The 19,463-nt window shown below is 63.1% G+C and carries 6 protein-coding genes; 2 read left to right on the top strand and 4 right to left on the bottom strand.

Annotated features, from left to right (window positions below):
• Positions 1 to 133 precede the first annotated feature (133 nt).
• Positions 134 to 1,345 carry a formaldehyde dehydrogenase, glutathione-independent gene (fdhA, locus tag M1D88_RS04710; protein ID WP_458113415.1) on the bottom strand — a complete coding sequence of 404 codons (1,212 nt, stop codon included), beginning with the start codon at positions 1,343 to 1,345 and terminating at the stop codon, positions 134 to 136.
• Between the two features lie 332 nt (positions 1,346 to 1,677).
• Between fdhA and M1D88_RS04705 the strand changes: the two genes are divergently transcribed.
• Positions 1,678 to 2,880, top strand: a complete 1,203-nt coding sequence (locus M1D88_RS04705; RefSeq protein WP_458113414.1) for a glycerophosphodiester phosphodiesterase family protein — start codon at positions 1,678 to 1,680, stop codon at positions 2,878 to 2,880.
• 31 nt (positions 2,881 to 2,911) lie between these two features.
• Here M1D88_RS04705 and M1D88_RS04700 read toward each other — a convergent pair whose 3' ends face one another.
• Positions 2,912 to 12,133, bottom strand: coding sequence for a family 43 glycosylhydrolase (locus M1D88_RS04700; protein WP_458113413.1), 9,222 nt, complete (start codon positions 12,131 to 12,133; stop codon positions 2,912 to 2,914).
• Positions 12,134 to 12,484: 351 nt separating this feature from the next.
• On the bottom strand, positions 12,485 to 17,680 hold the full coding sequence (locus tag M1D88_RS04695; RefSeq protein ID WP_458113412.1) for a DUF7927 domain-containing protein: 5,196 nt from the start codon (positions 17,678 to 17,680) through the stop codon (positions 12,485 to 12,487).
• A gap of 646 nt (positions 17,681 to 18,326) precedes the next feature.
• On the opposite strand from M1D88_RS04695, the gene M1D88_RS04690 reads away from it, so the two are divergent.
• Positions 18,327 to 18,656 (top strand): DUF6457 domain-containing protein, encoded by a 330-nt coding sequence (locus tag M1D88_RS04690; RefSeq protein WP_458113411.1) that lies wholly within the window; start codon positions 18,327 to 18,329, stop codon positions 18,654 to 18,656.
• Positions 18,657 to 18,720: 64 nt separating this feature from the next.
• Here the strand turns inward: M1D88_RS04690 and M1D88_RS04685 are convergent, their stop codons facing one another.
• Positions 18,721 to 19,122 carry an ester cyclase gene (locus tag M1D88_RS04685; protein WP_458113410.1) on the bottom strand — a complete coding sequence of 134 codons (402 nt, stop codon included), beginning with the start codon at positions 19,120 to 19,122 and terminating at the stop codon, positions 18,721 to 18,723.
• Positions 19,123 to 19,463: the final 341 nt, after the last annotated feature.

Genomic DNA, 19,463 nt, shown 5'->3' with positions numbered 1-19,463 from the left:
TCCGACCGCTGCTGCGGCGACTCGACGACCAAGGTGAAGACGGAAAACCGTGACCCTGGCAAACAAGCCAAGGGTCACGGTCTTTACAATCGCCTCCCGGCGCTGTGTGGAGGCCACCAACTCCGGAAGGGACTCAGCTCAAATACCCGTTCGGGTCCAGGACATACTTAGTGGCGGCACCGGCGTCGAACTCCGCGTAGCCCTTGGGCGCCTCCTCCAAGGGGATGGCCTTGGCGTTCACATTCTTGGCAATGCTCACCTTGTCATGCAGGATGGCCATCATCAGCTGCCGGTTGTACTTCATCACCGGGCACTGCCCCGTGGTGAAGCTCAGGGACTTGGCCCAGCCCGTGCCCAGGCTCAGGCTCAGGGAGCCCTTCTTCGCGGCCTCATCCACGCCGCCGGGATCGCCGGTGACATACAAGCCCGGAATGCCCAGCGCGCCGCCTGCCGCCGTGATCTCCATCAGCGAGTTCAGCACCGTCGCCGGCGCCTCCTTGGCGTCACGCCCGTGGCTGCGCGCTTCGAAGCCCACCGCATCAACACCACAATCCACCTCCGGTACACCCAGGATCTGTTCAATCTGCTCCGCGGGCCCGCCTTGGGTCAGGTCCACCGTCTCGCACCCGAAGCTGCGTGCCTTCTCCAGCCGCTCCCCATTGAGGTCGCCCACGATCACGACGGCGGCACCCAGCAGATGGGCGCTGGTAGCCGCTGCCAAGCCAACAGGTCCGGCACCGGCAATGTATACGGTGGATCCCACGCCCACCCCCGCACTCACGGCGCCGTGAAAACCGGTGGGGAAGATGTCCGAGAGCATGGCCAGGTCCAGGATCTTTTCCATGGCCTGATCCTTGTCCGGAAACTTCAGCAAGTTCCAGTCCGCGTACGGGACAAGCACAAAGTTGGCTTGGCCTCCCACCCAGCCGCCCATGTCCACGTAGCCATAGGCGCTGCCGGGGCGGTCCGGATTCACGTTCTGGCAAATGCCCGTCTTGCGTTCCTTACAGTTGCGGCATCGGCCGCATGAAATGTTAAAGGGGACCGAGCATATGTCTCCCACCTTGATGAATTCGACGCCGGGACCCACCTCCACCACTTCGCCGGTGATTTCGTGCCCCAGCACCAGGTTGGTTGGTGCCGTTGTGCGTCCGCGGACCATGTGCTGGTCGGAACCGCAGATGTTGGTGGCAACAGTTTTAAGGATGGCCGCGTGAGGCACCGGACGCCCCACGTTCGCCGGATTGACGCCCGGTCCGTCCTTGAGTTCGAAGGTCGGGTAGTCGACGTCGATCACCTCGACCTTGCCTGGCTCTTTATAAGCAACGGCTTTATTGCCAGTCATTTCAATCTCCCTCTTGTCCTCACGGCCGAGCGATAGGGCGGCGCCGTGATTTTCGACATTTTCGATGGACCTCAACTGGTGGGCATTTCCGACGCAATCAATTGCTGCGGGCTTCCAGGAGTTGGGGATCTGTCCAGTTTAAACAACCCGGTGCGGGTAGTCTATGACACTCGAAAAGTCTCCTCTGCGAAAGCGCTTTACGCTCCCGGCCTCCATCCACCCCCGTTAACCTCGGCTCCAACTCCCGGCACACAGCAGGCCACTTGAACGGCATACGTTGGACGGGTCCAGGCACCGTGCCGGCCATTCCTTACTCAGGAGGAACCCTTCCGATGCGAAAAGTTCTGACAGCAGCGGCTGCCGCCGCGCTCCTTGTTTCCCTGGCAACCCCCGCTGTCGCCTCCCCTAACGCAGAAGCCAGCCCCGCGCCGTCATCGAATGCACCGTCGTCGAACACTCCGCCGTCAGACGCTTCCGGAGACCCGACTGCCATCAAAACCAACGAGCGGAACGGCTCCTTCGATATGCAGTCCCACCGCGGCGGCCGCGGCGAGTGGACCGAGGAATCACTGGCCGCGTTTGCCAACTCCCTCGAGCTGGGCGTGACCACCCTGGAGCTGGACACCCACCTGACCGAGGACGGCAAGGTTATCGTCTGGCACGACGACACCATCCAGGCCAACAAATGCACAGACACTGCCCCGGCTGTTCCGGGCGACGCCGAATTCCCGTACGTGGGCGACCGCGTTGCGGAACTGTCCCTGGCCCAGGTGAAAACCCTGAACTGCGGATACACCCAGCTGGCCGGCTACCCGGAACAGGACGTGATCGAGGGCAACCGGATCGCCGAGCTCAAGGACGTCTACCAGCTTGCCCGTGACTATGACGCCGGGAAGGTCCGCTTCAACGTCGAGACCAAGGTGGAAGAAGGCAAGGCTGGCGGCCAGGGTATGGTGGCCCTCACCAAGGCGGTGGTCGCAGAAATCTACAAGGCCGGCATGGCTGAGCGCACCACCCTGCAGTCCTTCGACTGGTCCTCACTGAACCTCACGCGGGAGATCGCGCCGGACCTTCCTCTCGTGGCCCTGTCCAGCGGCGATGCCTGGCTTGAGGTCGGGAAGCCTGGCGCCAAGCCCCAATCTGGGCGGCCTCGACATCGACGACTACGACGGTTCACTCGCCAAAGCGGCAGCCGCCCAGGGTTACGACGTCGTCTCCCCCACCTTCCGCTCCGTCACCCCAGACATGATCGCCGAAGCCCACCAGCTGGGCCTGCCCGTTATCCCGTGGACGGTCAACACCACCGAGGACATGGAACGCCTGATGGACCTCGGCGTGGACGGAATCATCACCGACTACCCCACGCGCCTGCGCACCCTGATGGACGAGCGCGGACTCAAACTGCCGAAGGCGTACAGAGCCACCGCCTAAGACCGCGCCGCTTAGGACCGCACCGCCCAAAGGCCAGGAGTACGACGGCGGGCCTGCTGCAACCGCAGCAGGCCCGCCTTTTGTGTCGGTCAGCCTGCTTCTAGACTGACCCGCATGGTAGAGACCACTTAGCTTTTATTTCTTTACCGTGACCTTCACAGTGGCCACCGGATCCCCGTCCGAGCCCTTGGCCGTGATAGTTGCAACGCCTGCCGGGGTGTCAGCGGGGATGGTCAGGGTGACCTTCGCCGCGCCCTTCTCGTCCGTCAACACCGAGCCGAGCGTGGTGGCCGCGTTGCTCAGGACCACCTTGTCCCACCTGTCGAATCCGGCCACTTTGAAGGTCAACACACCGCCGGGTTTGACGCTGTCCGCGCTGGCCTTCAACGACGGCACCACGTCCGCCGTGATCTTCACTGTGACGGTACGGATCTTGTCGGCATTGCCGGCCTCGTCGAAGGACCGGTAGCTCACCACAAAGTCACCCACAGCGGAGAATTTCACCGAGCCACCTGCCGGGACACCGGTCCAGGCGCCCTGGTTCAGGGTGTACTCGATCCTGGCGATGCCGGACAACGTGTCCCTCGCCGAGAAGAGCACACTCACCGGGTTCCGCGGCGTTCCAACTGCCGAGTCGGGTGTGGTGAGAGCCGTCGTCGTCGGCGTGATTTTGTCGATCTTCACCGAAGCACTGCCTTCGGATCCGTTCACCACCGCGTTGCTCTTCAGCAGGCGGTGGTCAACCGTATGCGGTCCGCTTGTGGAGATGGTGAACGGCTGCGCCGCGGACGTCCAGTCCCCGCCGTCGAGACGGTACTCCGCCACGGAGCCGGAGGGCGCCGCGATGGTCACAGTCACGTCCTTCGCGTACCAGCCCTCGGCAGAGGGCTGAGCTGCCGATGCCAGTGAGACAGTTGCCTTCGCGACGGCGGCTGCCGGCACCAGCGCTGACTGTGCCGCGCTCACGTTGCCCGCAGCATCCACCGCACGGTACTCAACGGTGGCCGCCCCTGCACCGACTGTGAGCTCGGCACCAGCACCTGCCACTGCCGTCCATGCCTCGGCGCCGTCAACGCGATACTCCAGGCCAGCCACACCGGACCCTGGCTCCGCGTCGGCTCCCGCGAGTGTGACCTTCCGGGCAGCGGCATCCACCACTGCCGACGCTGACGGAACCACACGGTCGATCTTGAAGGCACGGTCCACGACGGCGGATACGTTACCCGCCGCGTCCACGGCACGGAGCTTCAACGAGGGACTTCCATCAGCGAGCACCAACGGGGCGAACACGTCCCAGGTCACGCCGCCATCGCGGCTCACCTCGATCCGCGGTGCCACACCGCTGTCATCAGTGGCAGTTGCCGACACGTTCACAATCGACTTCCACCACCCGTTCGTCCCGTCAGGGGCGTCAGGGGCGACCGTCACGGTCAGTTCCGGCGCCGCCGAGTCCGAAACCACAACCTTGACCTGCACGTTCTTATGCGCATCAGCCAGCTCTTCGGCTGCTGTCATGTTGAAGACCGGCTGGCTGTCAAAACCGAAGTGCACCGTTGCTGCCCGGGCATGCCGCCCTGGATCAAACAGGCCTCCGTCACCCTGGTCTCCCGGGCCGGATACCTCTCCGATGGTGCGCGAGTGGAAGACGATGACCGGGTTTCCGTGCTCGTCCACAGTGAAGGAGTTGTGGCCGGGGCCTGCCTGCCCGGGAACGTCCGCAGTGGTCAGGATCGGATACGGGTTCTTGGTCCATGACGCCGGGTTCATCAGATCGGCACCCTCAGAAGCCGTCAGCAACCCGATGCAGTAAGCCGCGTCCACGGTCGCCGCCGAGAAGGTAAGGAACACTTTCCCGTCCTTCTTGATCACGGCCGGGCCCTCGTCCACCGACTGGCCCGCGTTCTTCTCCCACGCCATGGTGGGCGTGGAGAGCAGGATCGACTTGCTGGTCAGCTGCGAGGGATCGGCGGGATCGATGGTGGCCATCCGCAGGTTCGAGGCACCGGGCTTTTCGGCCCACACCACATAATGCTTGCCGGCGTTCTCGAAGTACGTCATGTCCAGCGAGAAGCCACGGAAGGCCTCCGTGTCACCGGCTGCGGGCTTCATCCGTCCCAGTTCGCTCCACTTGCTGCGGTCCATCAGGTCGCTGCCATCGAGCTTCAGCACCACGGGCCGGATGCTCCACACACTGCCGTCGATGCTGGCCGTGAAGAACACGTACCAGCTGTCGCCCACCTTGTGCAGTTCCGGCGCCCAGATGTACCGGTTCAGGGCGGAGGTGTTCTCGTCCCAGATGGTGACCTCGGGTGCAGTGCCCAGCCCGGCGATCGTCGTCGCCCGGCGCAGGGTCACACGGTCGTAGCCCTCCGGGTCTCCGCTGCCCACCATCGGATAGGAAGCGGTGAAGTAGTAGTACCCGTCATCGCCCTTGATCACATCCGGATCGGCCCGCTGTGCAACGAGCTTCTCCGGGTAGGTGGGCCGCTGCACCGTGCCGTTGACCTTGTACGTTCCCGGCTTTCCGGATTCGACGGCGGCAACATCGGCAGCGTTCCACTGCACACCCATCTTTGTGGTGGAGCCGTTGTTGTACTGCACGTCCGACGTCGTGGGCAGCGCGAGCTGCGCACCGCCGTCGAGCTTCACATCACTGAACGGAGCCACACCGGTGTTGAAGAGACGGCCGTACTTGGCGATGACGCGGTCGTACTCACCCTTGGTAAGCCCGATGGACGACGACTCCAAGGCCCCCGCGGGGAACGTACCTTGACCTGGTGCGGGCACCGCCGGCACCTCAGCCGGGTCGGTGAAGGAGGTGAAGTTCTTCGTGGTGACCTGGTACGTCTTGCCGTCGCCCAGTGCCACAAACGTCAGCCTGTAGGCCGCGATGCTGTTGTCGTACTTCACCGCAACCGACTTCGCCGCCAGGTTCCTGCTGTTGAAAGCGACCAGCCGCTCCCCTGTGAACGACGTCAGGTCCGCCGAGTCGTAGACGTAGATGGACGAGGAGTTACTGTCCACCGTGGCCACGAGGCCGAAGGACCCGTCAACCTTCCGGAACAGCGTCGGTGAACCGAACTTCACAGCACCAAGCGTCGGGTAGAGCACTGCACGACCGTTGTTCAGGCCGGCGTACGTGCCGTCTGCGTTCTGGGAAGCAAGATGCAGTGCATCGGTGCGGGCGGTGTTGCCCGACTGGATGTACGTGCCGATCCGTCCGGCGTCCGCTGCCAGCACCTTGACGGTGTAGTCGCGGACCTCGGTCAGGCTGTCGGCGGCGAACGTCGCCGACAGCACGACCTGGGCATCGCTAGACGGCCGGGTGATCCTGCCTTCGGTGGAGAGCACCTGCGTGTTCGAGGACTCCCAGGAGACTGTCACGTTCCCGACGGTTGTCGGGAGACTGATGTCTTCCGTCACCACCCCGAGGGCGGGGTTGTAGGAATCGGCGACCAGTTTCAGGTCCTTCTGCGGGGTGTTGGCCACCACGGTGAACGTGAAGGTGCGGGTGGTGGTTTGGCCTGCGAGTTCCAGCGTCGCGGTCAGGGTGACCGTGGCGTCCTCGGTGGCGGGCCGGGTGACCTTGCCGTTCGCGTCCAGGTGCGCCGGGTCCGAGCTGGACCAGGTGATCCTAGACCCCTTGGTTCCGGCCTGCGGCAGTGTCAGGTCAGCCGCGATGGTCTCCGGGCCCAGGTTCAGGGCGGCAGCATCGGCATCCAGGGCAGCCTTGGCCACCGCCGGATCCGAACCCGCATAGAAAGCGTTCGCCACATCAGAGTCAGAAAGCGCCGTGCTGTAGACCGACACGTCCCGTACTCCGCCCTTGTAGAAGTTATCCGGATATGATGACCGGCCGATGTACGCGACCAGCCCGCTCCCGAACTCAGACACGTTCCGGGTGGTGGCAACGGTGCCGATCTTGACCCCGTTGTAGTAGCCGGTGATCGAGCCGGGCTTGATCACCGTCGTGTACAGCGCCCAGTCAGTGCCCGTCGCCGGACCCGCAATTCCCTTGGACGCCGTCGTCGGGGAAATACCTGCCTCGGTGCCCCACGGTGCTGAAGCATTCAAAGTGTCAGTGATGACCGACTTGAACAGCCCCTGCTGGTTCCGTGGGTTCAGCAGCCAGTACTGGCTCGGCGGGTTGGCGGCGGAGCCGAAGAACATCGCCGCGTAGTTCCCGGACCCTGTCTCATTCTTCAGCCACGTGGAAACCGTCAGGGTGTTCTGACCGTCAAACATTCCGGTGGGCAGCTTCACGTGTGCGGCGCCGCTCGTTGAGGAACCACCGGGCAGCATCAGGTCCTTACCTGAAACCGTCGCCCCCGAACCCACAATCGTCGCCGTCTTCCCGTTCCCCGAAGCATCAGGAACAGACGTCCCCGCAACGGCCGAGAAATCGTAGCGGGCCAGCAACTTCTGCCCCACCACCTCCGGCGAGGATTTTGCCGACGCCGGGGAATCACCAATGGCGTTCGTGGCCACTACCGTTGCCTGGTAGCTGCCGGTTTCCAGCTCAGAGAACCGCGTGGAGGTGACGGAGGCATCCACCTGGGAGGTCCGGTAGACGGCACCATCCGACCGGTAAAGGGTCACGTTGTAACCCGTAATGGGCGAGCCGCCGTCGCCCGGCTTTACCCAGGAAGCAATCAGTGCGGAGGGGCCATCCACCGTGAGCGACGGCGCGGCCGGAGCGGCCGGAGCCACCGCCTGACCGGTCGAGGAGACGGTTACGGTGATGCTGACGGCAGCCTTGTCCGGCGCCACTTCCTCGCTGGTGCTCATGTCCAGGACGGGGCGTCCGTCCCCGGCCCAGTGCACGCGGCGCAGGTAGGTGTCCCGGAAGGAGGCGTTGGAGGATTTGGCGTGGTAGACCATCACCAGGTTGCCGTCCTCGTCAGTGGTGAAGCTGTTGTGGCCCGGACCCAGTTGGGCGATCGCCGGATCGCTCTTGAGAACGGGGGTGTTGCCCTTCGTCCAGTTGGACTGCTCGGTCAGGTCCACTTCCGAGGACGCGGTGAGCAGGCCGACGGCGTAGGTGGTGTCGATGTTGGAGCCGGAGTAGGTGAGGAACACTTTGCCGTCGCGCTTGATGACGAACGGACCCTCGGCAACGTTGCTGGTGTTGGTGTCCCAGCCGTACTCCGACGTCACCAGCTTCTTCGGCTCGCTGATCAGGCGGGTCGGGTCGGCCGGGTTGACCGTGGCGATCCAAATCTCGGCGTCGCCGGTCTGGGTTCCGATGTAGCGCTGGGACCAGGCAACGTAGGACTTGCCGCCGTCCTCAAAGTAGGTCATGTCCAGGCTGATGCCGGGGTGGCTGGCATCGCGCTGCAGCGGGGTGCCGTCGGCCTTCAGGACCGGCTTTGCGGGTTCCCAGTCGGCGGCAATCGTCGGATCGCCCCCGGTCTTCAGTTTCTGGACGTGGGCCTGAACCTTGGTCCAGCTGGCCTGCCCGATGCACGGTGCGAAAAAGGCGTAGAGCTCTCCGGCCACCTCGTGCAGCTCGGGAGCCCAGAAGCAGCCGGCAATGTTTGCGCTGCCGCCCGTTGTAGCGACGGAGTGGTCGGCCGCCGTCTTCAGGCCCTCGATGGTGCTGGCCCGGCGCAGGTACATGTTCGTGGCGTTGATGCCGCTGCCGGCGTCGTCAGTGGAGATAAAGAGGTAGCTGTTCTTCCACTTCAGGATGGCCGGATCCGCCTCCGCGCCGATGAACGGACTCGAGTACGCCCGCTGCCGGACAGTTCCGCGCACTGTGTAATCGCCGGGCACCGCGGTGTTGACGGCGGCCAGGTCTTCGGCTTTCCAGTCCACCGGCAGTGAGGCCTTGGAGCCGTCGGAGTAGTCCAGCGCCGCGGCGAGCCCGTTGAGGTCCACCTGCGAGTTCCGTTCGACTTCCTGGTTCGGAACCGAGACGGCAGTGTTGGTGATCCGCCCGTACCTCTGGCCGAGTGCGGTGGCCACGGTTTCCGTAACCGGGAGGACGTTCGACGGCGCGGCGCCGGGAATCGCGGTGGTGACAGCGGCGTCGTCGAAGGTCAGCGTTCCGGTCCCCAGGTCACCGCGGCTGCCGGGGATGCTGAGGCTTCCGAACGACGTGTGGTAAGCCGTGCCGTCGTCGGCAGTCCACGCCACGCGGTACGCCGACGCCGCGGAGTCCCATACGGCCTTCGGCTTGTTGACCCCGCTGGTGACGCCCAGGTCAACCAGACCGACCTCCGTGAACGTCTTCAGGTCCGGGGAGGTGAAGTACAACAGCGAGCTGGCTGTGGAGGAGTCATCGGATCCGTTGCCCAGTGCCCGGGTCGCGACGATTCCGTACCCGCCGGCGTCCAGCTGGAAGACGTAGGGGTTCCGCAGGGTGCGGGTGTTCAGAATGTCCAGCGAGCCGGTGGGTGCCGCCTTCGCGAACAGGACCCCGTAGTTGTCGTTCAAAGCCTTGAAGTCCCCGGTTGAGGTGCCGAGGCCGAGGTGCATGGAGTAGGCGAGCTTTCCGCTGTAGGTGGCGGTGTCCACCACTGCGCGCTCGTAGCTCAGAACGTACCTGGCCAGTTGCTCAGGCAGGACTGTAACGGTGAAGTCCTTGGTGACCTGGGCATCGATTGAGGGGTCAGAGGACCGGAGCGTCAGGGTGACCTTGGCGGTCACAGGGGTGCTGCCGCTGGTGCGCAGCACGTTGTCGGTGACGGAGACATCGGCCGTGCCGGTGCTGTAAGCGACGGCGTGTCCGGCCTGCGCAGCCGGCAGGGTTGTCCCCGAGACAACGGTGGGCCGGAGCACGTAGCGCTTGGCGGCCAGGGTGAGGTCGGCCACCGGGTTCTGGGCAACAACCGTCAGCTGGTACTGGCGAGTGACGGTCTTGGTGCCGAGCGTAAGGGTTGCCGTGAGCGTTACCTGGGCGTCGGCGTCGGTGGGGCGGGTAACCTGGCCGGTGACGGAGATGACGGCAGGATCCGACGACGCCCAGCTGATGGCCGATCCCTTGGCGCCGCTCGTGGGGAGCGTGAGGTTGCCCGTCACCTGGGTCGGGCCCAGATTGATGGCGTCGGCATCTGCCTGGAGGGCGGCGTCAACGACCGCCGGGTCCACGGTGCTCAAGTAATAGTCCTTTATCTGTTCTGCTGTCTTCGCTGTGCTGTGCACGAGGACATCCTTGACCCCGCCCTTATAGAAGGGGTCGGGGTAGGACGACCGGCCGATGTAGGAGACCAGGCTGGTGCCGAAATCACTTACCTTGCGCGTGGTGGGGACGGTGCCGATCTTGGTGCCGTTGAAATAACCGGTGATCTGGTTGGGTTCAATCACGGTGGTGTACAGGCCCCAGGAATTGTCCGTCACAGGACCTGCGACGCCTTGCGCGGCGTTGGTCGGTGAGATGCCGGCCTCGGTTCCCCACGGCGCAGAGGTGCTGTTGCCATTCGTGATCACGGACTTGAACCGGCCTTGGGAGTTGCGCGGATTCAGCAGCCAGTACTGGCTCGGCGGGTTGTTTGCTCCGCCGAAGAACATTGCGGCGTAGTTTCCGGAGGCAGTCTCGTTCTTGAGCCACGCGGAAATGGTCAGGGTGTTCTGGCCATCGAACGTGCCGGTGGGCAGCTGCACGTACGCCGCCGTGCTGTTGGCCGCGCCTCCGGGCAGGGTCAGGACGTTGCCGGCGACGGTGGCACCGGTGCCTTTGATTGCGCCGTCCCGTCCCCAGGGGGACGAGTCCGGAACCACGGTGCCGGTGACCTTCGAGAAGTCATAGTGGAGCAGGGTGTCGCTGCCCGCAGGGATCATGGAGATGGTGGCAGTGGCGGTCAGGTCCGTGCCGGTGACTGCTCCGGTCACCGTGACGGTACCTTCGCGGGTGTAGTAGTCAGCGGGTGCCGGAGCGTTCCAGGCGACGGCGAGATCCCGGCTGCTATTGTCAGCAAACGTCACCGTTGCGGTGCGGGGCAGTTTGGCGGGGGTTCCGACGACGGCGGCTGTCCTGACCTCGGCGACGGACGTCGCCTTGGGCAGATAGGCGCCCATGAGGGCCTTCTGCTCGGCAGCCGTGATGGGCATGATGGTTCCGTGCCGCGGGGCCGGGGACGGCAGGGAGTATCCGGTCGGGACCGCCCAGTTGGCGTTCTGCAGGCTCTGGGAGAACAGCGGAATGTACTTACGGCCGCCGAATTCGTCAACGAACAGGTAGTAACCGGGGCCGTTGACATCGCCGTCGTTCGCCTTGAACACGGTGGGTCCTTCGACGGCGGCGGTCCCGGCGTTCTTGCCGATGCAGGTGGCGTCGAGCTTCCAGGTGTCAGAGGTGGCGGAGGTAACTGTGGTCACGGCGGTGAGGCTGGTGGAGTGCTCCTGCATGATGTCCAGGCAGCCGCTGGCCTGGGCCTCGTCCTTGGTGAACCGGTAGTAGGTGCCATTCTCGGCGATCACGGTGCTGTCGATCCTGGACTTGCCGGTGTTCTGCCAGACCTTGGCCGGGCTGAACGTCACGAAGTCCCGAGTGGTCGCGTAGAGCATCTGGTTCGGCTGACCCTCGCTGTGGTCAGCGGTGGTGTACAGCTTCGATGCCCAGAAAACAACGTATTCGCCGAGGGTGGCGTCATAGTAGGCCTCGGGCGCCCAGGTGTTGCCGGCGTTGTCCGGGGAGACCTTCACGTGGCGCTGATCCGACCAGTTCACGAGGTCATTGGACTCCCAGATTTCGATGTACTGGCTGCCCTGCCGCTGGGAAGCATCCCAGGTGGTGCCGCTGCCGATCGAGAGGTCCGTGGCAATCATGTAGAACTTGTCGCCCTCCGGGGAGCGGACGATGAACGGGTCGCGCAGGCCCTTGGTGCCCATGGTGGAGGTCTTCACTGGCTGGCCGCCGTTGAGGGTCAGCCAGTTGCGGGCGTCGTTGCCGTTGCTGGCGCCGAAGTAGATCTTCTCACCGGCGATGGAGTCGCCGGTGAAGTAGGGAAACATATACGCCTCGAACTTCGGCGTCTCAGGGAGGGCCGGAACCACGGCGCTGAACGTCTTCGTGGTGGACGCGTCGTTCCTGGTGATGGTGGCGGTCAGCGTGACTTCGTCAGTTGCCTGTCCGGTCGCGGGGCGGTGCACGACGCCGCTCGGGTCGACCACTGCGCTGTCCTCTGAGGCCCACGCGATCGAGGTGCCTTCCGCGCCTGCCGCTGGCAGAGTGAGGTTCCCGCGAACATCGTTGATGTTGGTTACACCCAGAGCGCTGGCAGCTGCCTGCACTGCGGCAGCGTCCTCAGGTGCGACGGCGAGCGCCGGTTGCGCCGGCACGATCACCAGGGTGGAGGCGATGCAGAAAGTAGCAAAGGTGGAAGCCACCCGTAGCCAGGTACCGCTCGTTGTCATGAACACTCCTCTGTGTTTGACTCCCGCCCGGTGCATTTGGGGACGTAGCTTGCACTGCTGACGGGTCGAGCGATGTGAGCGCTCACAAGTTGGAACTTTAGAGCGCCTGGGGACTTTAGGCAATAGGCAGGTACCAAAGTTGCCCGGTGCAAGGGTAACGGCGGTGATTGTTACGCGCGTCCCCATAGGCAAAGGCGGAATCTGTTACCTGAGGCGAAGCAACGGGTTGTAAAACGGATGCAGGCTCCCTTTATTCGGGAGCCTGCATCTGTTCGACAGCTGGTTGCCTCAACCAGTGTCTCGTTCCGGTCATCGCCGCGTCGGGGGAAGCGGTGATGACCGAAGCTTGGGTTAGAGCAGAACTCCTTCTTGTTCCTGTGCGGCCTTGCGGCGGATAAAGATCAGGCTTCCACCGGCGGCCAGGAGCAAGGCCCCGAGGAGCAGGAGTCCGCCGACGGCTTGGGCGCCGGTGTCGGCAAGATCAGCTCCAGGCGGGATGACCGGCACCATCAGGGGATCGATGGGATTGTCGGTGCAGAGCGGGCTGCCTGCTGCGCAGATGGGCTCTTCACCGGTGGCCGCAACAACGTTACCGAGGCTGTGGTTGGCACCTTGGGCGTAGGGCTTAACCGTGACAGTGTAGGTCACTTTGGCGGTGTCTCCGGAGGCCAGGGCACCTGTGAACAGGATGGTCTCGCCGCTGGTGGTGGCACTTACGCCGTTGCCGGTGCTGTTTGGCCCGGCCTTGAGGGTCGCGTCGTCGAGAACGTCCTTCATATGGTCCGTGTACGCGATGACCGCTTCAGCCGCTTCCTCATTGGTGGAGGTGTTGGTGAACGTCACTGTGTAAGTAACGTCCTGTCCATCCATGACCTTCGTCCCGGACCCCGGATCGGCGGTCTTGGTTACCACAATGTTGGAGACGTAACTAAGCGTGCAGGCTGGGCGTTCTGCATTTGTTGGTACACACTCCGCCGCAGGCTCGGCACCCTCGTTGACCAGGAAGTTCCCGAGCCGGTCATCACCGCGTTCCCCGTCAGGGTTGACTGTCACAGCATAGGAGACGGTGACCAGCTGGCCGGGCGCCAGCGAACCGGCGACGGTGAACCGGCCGTCTGCCACGGGGGTAAGGGTGAGGGCAGGGTCAGAGCTCACCGGTGCGCCGGTGATGGTTGCGTCATCCAGTACCTGGGTCAGGACGTCGTCCTTGTTCACCGCCACCTCGCTTGTTCCGGTGTTCTGGAAATGCAGGGTGTAGGTCATGACCTTCCCCGGCTGCACGGCTGTGCCGGATACCGGGTCAACGGTCTTCCAGGCATCAAGTTCACCAATGAAGTGCTCGGTGGCCGGCGGCGGGCAATCCTGCGCAACCAGACACATCGGTACGTCCGGAGTGAGGATGTTCCGGCCGCTGTTGTTGCCCCGTTCGCCGTCAGGCTTGATGGTTACCTGATAGGTGACGGTGACGGTTTGTCCCGGCTGGATCATGCCTGTGGTCCGGATCTGGTCCCCCGACCTCACCGCCGTGACGGCCGGGACTGAGGAGAGCGGCTCCGAGGACACGATGGCATCGTCGAGGACGTCCGCGAGGTTATCGGTGGAGTCCACCGGACCTTCCGCCTGACCATTGTTAGTGAATGACAGGGTGTAGGTTATGGCCTGACCGGCCCTCACTCCGCTGCCTGTGGCCGGGTCCGAGGACTTGGACGGCACTACGTGGGGCAACAGCGTGATTACATTTACAGGAGGATCACAGATCTCCGGTGCCGTGCATAGAGCCTGGGCGGAGTTGGAGAGCGAATGGTCCCCGGCGTTGGTTACTCTCACGGTGTAGGTGATGATCGCGCTCTGCCCGATGCCCAAAGCTCCCGTCCAGTTCAGGGCCGGTGCCGAGTAGGAGAGCTGGCCGGTGGTTGAGGTTGCATCGTTGTTGAATGCCGCATCGTCCAGAACTCCGGTCAGATCATCAACCGCCGCGGCGGGTGCATCTGCTGGATAGTCAGCTGCGCCGTCGTTCGTGACCGTCACGGTGTAGGTCACGGTTCCACCGGTGTTCACGCCTGTGGTGGCATTGGAGGTCTTCGTCACCGAGACGTGATTGATGGGGTTGGTGGTGCGGCAGGTTGTGTCGTTGGGAAGGCAGTTGGCATCCCCGCCGAGCACGTTTGCGAGCACATGATCACCCTGCTGGGCGAATGCATTCACCGTCACCGTGTAGGTGATTGTATAGGTGGCCCCTGCCGGGACGGATCCAGCGATGTCAATCCGTGATCCGTTCACCACAGCGGTGAGGGCAGGATTGGACGCTGTCGGGCCGGTCGTTATAGTCGCGTCATCGAGGACGCCGGAGGCATCATCGAACTCGGCTACCGTGGCGGCAGCCTGGCCGGTGTTTTCGAAGTGCAGCGTGTACGTCACTGCCTGACCGCCGGTCACAGATGTCCCGGAGGCCGGGTCCGCACTCTTGCGTGTCTGCAAGGCCGAACCGGGAATCCGGACCGACCGGCAGGGATCGACGGCGTCCAGGGCGAGTCCCGCCGGTACACACGCGACGTTCACCAGACTCTGGTCCCCGCCGGTTGAATCGTAGGTCACCGAATAGATGATGGTCGCGGTGCCCCCGGCAGCAAGCGGACCGGACCAGTTGAGCTCCTGCGCCCCGGAGTCAAAGGAAATCGTCCCCGCACTAGCGGTGGCGTCGTTGTTGTAGGCAGCGTCGTCGAGAACGTTGGAGAGGTTATCGGAAGCTGTTCCAGGGGCGGCGGCCGTGAAGTCACCGGGTCCGGCGTTGGTGACGGTGACTGTATAGGTCACAACTCCGCCGTGGACAGGCAGCTCTGTTGTGTCCGCGGTTTTCGAGATGGTCAACCGTGGCAGCTCCGTCGTCGTGTCTGCACAAGCCGAACCGTCTGCTTCAGCGTCCGGGACGCAGGCACTGTTGTTCACCTGACCATCGCCGCCGGGCTGCAACGTGGCGGTGTAGGTGATGATTGCGGTCTCGCCAACCTTCAACGGACCGGACCACGTCAGACTGCTGCCGGTGAGTGCCGGCTGCGCCGAGGTTGACCCGTCGGAGAAGGACACTGTGGCGTCGTTGTTGAACTCCGCATCATCCAGCACACCCGAGAGGTCATCAGTGATGGTCGCCGGCGCCCCGGCAGTGTAGTGGCCGGTTCCGGTGTTTGATGCGGTCACGGTGTAGGTGACCGTGTCCCCGGGGCGGGTGTCCGCGGTGGCGTCCGAGATTTTCTCAAGCGACAACGCCGGATTTAGTACGGTCACAGCGTAGTCCTCGACCTCACCGCCGGCGGCGCTGCCTGTCGGCTGGGGATCGCCGATGACTTCACTGAAGATCCGGAACCGGGCATAGGTGTCTGCCCTGGCGGTTCCGCCCGGAAAGTCCAGCTGGTAGCTGTTCGTCCCTGAGTTCGCCGGGACCGTCACCGTCACCCGTTCCGTGGTCTGGAAGGCACCGTCACCGTTCAGGTCGATCCAGCCGGCCAGCGTCACGTCAGCGTTCGAGTCATTCGTCGCGGACACCGAGACGGTGGAGGCCTGGTTCCGGGTGATGACGATAGGGCCTGCAATGCCGTCCTCGTCAGCACCGTCGCCCGTTGCGGTGGCACCTGGCTGACCGTCGGGCTCGATGTCCCGGAGAGTGCCCAGGGTGGGGCCACTGGCGACATGCGCTGCACCGTCGGCGGCAATCAGCGTGCCGTAGGAGGCGGGTGCGTCACCGAACTCACACGTGGGCATGAAACTGATGTCGTCGATCGCCAGGTCGTTACCGCTGCCGCCGGGTGCGCTGTTCATCAGCTCCAGCCGTACTGTTGACTGCGAAGCTGCGAACTGCAACGCGAACCGGTGCCACTCCAGCGACGAGGTACCCGCAATGTCGCCTGTGTCCAATTCTGACAACACCACTCCCGTCGCGGGATCCACTACCCGGAACTTCACGTTCGGCAGAATGGGAGATCCTACGTTGTTCGCATTCGTGATCCACGCGGCGAAATCGTAAGTGGTACCTGGAACCAATCCAGTGAACGTTCGCTGGAAAAAGAGCCCGGGAGTGAATGAAGCGTTGATCACCATCATCCGGCCGTTGGCATCGTCCATTGTGTGATCTGAGGCTGTATGCCACCACCCGCCTGCGGCACCCGGCAGGGCTGACAGCAGCGCATATTCGCCGTCGTTAACAGCGGCGGAACCTTCGTAGAGGTACGTCGTCTGACCACCGGGCAGGGGTGCACCGTAGCCTGTCCCTGCACCGAAGGTCTCTACGAACGGCGCCGCGCACGAGACAGGAACCAAGGTGGCGACGCGCGCGAGGTAGTCTTCCACCTCTCCGTCGGTTGCTGCACCCAATGCGCGTTCGTCTACGGCCGGGGTGTTGGGATCGTCCAGGAGCTGGTCCGTTGTGAGACGTAACCTGATGGGCGGCGTAGCGCCATCCTGGAACACAGCAAGCCCGGAAAAGTCCAGGCTGGCGCTCGTCGCACCGGATGGCACGGCAACGGAGGCAAACTCGTTGGCTTCGAAACTGCCGTTGTCGTTCGCGTCGATCCACCCATAGAGGGTCGCAGCGGCGCCGGAGCTGTTGGTGACTGACACCGGAAGTGTCGTGCCTGTCGCGCCGGGGTTCAGGGTGACCGGACCGGTGATACCGTTTTCGTCTGCGCCGTCACCGGTGGCGGAAGCGTTGGGCTGGCCGTCGTCTTCGAGGTCGATTGAGGCTCCGAGCATCAAGGGTGCAGTGCCGGCGACCGAGTCAAAGCCTGGGACGATGTGGCTCGGTCCATCATCTGCCTGGAGCGTCCCTGTTGGTGCGTCGCCGAAGTCCTGGCAGGGGCTGTCGCTGCCAAACCGGAAGTTGTCCACGAACAGACCCGTGTTTTGCATCGCCGGTGCGGTCTGGTTCTGCAGGTGGATTGTTGCCGATGTGCCTGTGGCGGTGAAGGTGTGGGTGAAAGTCTGCCACGTTACCGTGTAGTGTCTGGTCTCCGGCAATCCGTCACTGCCATTAAGTACGCCGTTAGTGGAGGGTGAGAGCGTGGCCAAGGATGTGAAGGGCCCACCTTGACTCAGCAGCACGGACCCACGCGAGGCCCCCGCTTGGAGACCGCTGTAATCGATGGAGAACGTGTACTCCGCTCCCGGGACCAGACCAGTGAACGTCTGCTCCATCGTCGCCGGCGCAGTGCCCCAAAGATCGATGCTCTGATCCCCATCGCTGGCGTTGTTGTAATACCGGAGAATGTCGACCGTACCCGCGACCGTGCTCCAGCCACTCATCGTGGCTTGCGAGGTACGGAACATGTTGTAGCCGCTGATGTAGGCGTCGCCTGCCACCCGGTTGTCCGGGTCCTGGATGTTCGGCGTCTCAAACGAACCGTTTTGGGCAAGGCTGCATGCCGCAGATACTGCTGCGCTGGCGGGGACCGCGGTGGTAAGGGCGTTGGTGAACGTCAAAAGGCCGAGCAGCAGCATAACAACTAATGATGCAGCGACGGTGCGGGTCGCTTGGGGCAGGCACCGTAAATTCCCCATGACTAAATACGGACTCTGACTTGGATAGTTCAACTGCGTACCACCTGACGGTTGGATGAGGGCATCAACGCGCCCTAACGATTCTTGGGGTCGCATCATTCACAGCTGAAGGCTCTGTAATTTGCTCCCCCAGCGTAAATACTAAAGGTAAATTTTGGTCTGTCAATTATTCTGTTTTAACGCTAACAACGGCAAGAGAATGCAAGGTTACTTACTAGTACAAAATCATAAGTTGGCTTGTTTATAGGCCGTCTTTGTCCTGACATGGCCGGGCAGCTTGGCCACTAGATCCCGTTCCTTCAAGGAACTAGGCGGCAGCCCTCCTAAGGCACAGCCAAATACATAAGCACTTCAATTCCTTTATTGACTTCAAAGGGAAGCGACGACTTTGCAGAAAGGATATAAAGCCTTCCTTGGAGATATATGTATCAGGCAAATGTCCACTTTTATCAGCAGCAAACAAGGCAGCAGGGAACTCTGACGGGCGCCCACACAGTTCTAACCACGGAGAGAGTGAAAGATGACGCCGCGGCTGGGATGGATGCCGGCAAGCTCTCTCCGGTGACTTAGCGGACGAAGCCTTGTAGTGTCTTGGGCACCGGACCAGCGCATGTATTCGTGCGCACATCCCAAGCAAGGAGGAACGATGGCTGCCGCCGATGACGAACTACAGATCCTTAATGAGTGGAGCCAGCGGCTGTCCCAGGCTCTGCAGCTCCTGGATCTCGAGATCGACCAGGAATTGCTCCTGGATCTGGCCAGGAAGTCTGCGGATTCGGTGATCCACGCATCCGCTCCGGTTACTACCTTTTTGGTGGGCTACGCTGCCGGACTCGAAGCCGGTACGGGAAGCGCTGGCTCCATAGCGTCGTCGGGAGCCGCGATCCGCAAGGCCGCCGATGTCGCCTTCCAGCTGTGTGATCGCGGAGCCGACGGCGGCCCGGCCAGCAAGGGCTGGGCGGACACCGCGCAGTAGCGGCATGTCCGCCCCACCTCTGCATCACCGGGGAATGTGAGCTCCCGCTGGGACAATCTGTCTCTCAAGCTCCTGGCTTGGACAGGGATTCGGAGAGCAGTCCGAGTTGTCCCAGGAACTCCATCTGGTCAAAGTAGAACGTGTGCTGTTTAATCAGGCCACCCTCTACGTGGGCAACGTCGCAACTCCTGACCCTGATGCTTTTGCCTGTGGGAGGCAGGCTTTCGCCGGATGGCAAGGGCAGCGGTCCTGTGTTCGTTCCAGTGACAAAGCCCTCATCGATCGCTACATCCCCAGCCTCATACTTCGCCACGTACTCATAGTCGACGTCAGGGAATGATTCCCCGAATTGCGACAGGTAGCTGCTGATTGCTTCCTGCCCGGTGATCTCGCCCTGATCGGGAGTTATGGCCACGGCATCCGCTGCGTAACATGCTGCCTGTGCGCCTTTATCTTTAGCTGTCATGGCCGAGGTTAAGCGGTCCATTACCTCGCGCGCCTGTCCCATTTTTCGACCTCCTTCTAAAGGGCGGCCGCACGGAAAGGGCGGGCCGCTCCATGGCTGGGCTTCTGTTCAGGCAGAAGCCGACTCCAGTACACGCCCGGCAGGGGAGAGAGTCAATGGCTCCAGCCAGGAGATGCTGTGCCGCAGTCCGTCTCCCCAGCAAGGCCTGTTAATGGACCTAGTTGAACTCTAGAAGGCTCAGTTCCTCGGCCGGTTTGAAGCCCAAACGCTCGTAGAGGCGGCGCGATTCGGAGGAGGGCGAGAGGACGATTCGAGCCGCTCCGATACTCCGCGGGGATTAT

Source organism: Arthrobacter sp. R1-13, from assembly GCF_054161475.1.
Note: the sequence above shows the minus strand (reverse complement) of the source record. Positions and strands in the feature narration are given on the sequence as shown.